The sequence below is a fragment of the Pseudomonas sp. SIMBA_041 genome, assembly GCF_046535095.1.
GTDB lineage: Bacteria > Pseudomonadota > Gammaproteobacteria > Pseudomonadales > Pseudomonadaceae > Aquipseudomonas > Aquipseudomonas mucoides.
The window spans coordinates 1-340 of sequence record NZ_JAWRXJ010000107.1 but is presented as its reverse complement, the minus strand read 5'-3'; the positions used below and the strand labels follow the sequence as shown (position 1 = coordinate 340).

At 62.4% G+C, this 340-nt stretch carries 1 protein-coding gene; it reads right to left on the bottom strand.

Going from position 1 to position 340, the window contains the following annotated elements:
• A partial coding sequence (locus tag SB725_RS30440; RefSeq protein ID WP_410923064.1) for a hypothetical protein occupies nucleotides 1-340 on the bottom strand: 340 nt, incomplete at both ends.

The following is a 340-nucleotide window of genomic DNA, read 5'->3' as shown; positions in this document are numbered from 1 at the left end:
GGCCATTGGCGTGACCAAGGATCGCCCCAAAATGCCCGACGTTCCAATGAACGATCGACGGCACCGGGACCGCTTGGCCCGGTTGGCGGTATACGACACGAGACGCAAACTTCGCGTTGCCGGCGAGCTGCTCGAGCTCCGCCAGATTCGTCCCGTTTGAGCCCGCTCGGTAGTATTGCAGTCGGTCCGCCTTCCGATTATGCGCGTCGTGGGAGAGAATCATCAGCCTCAGCGCAACCGGGCCGCAGTTGAACAGGTGACGAGGATCCTTGTTCACCAGAGCCAGTTGCTCATGCGCCTGCTGGACTAGTTCGGTCGCAGACCCCGCGATCGGCCGGTC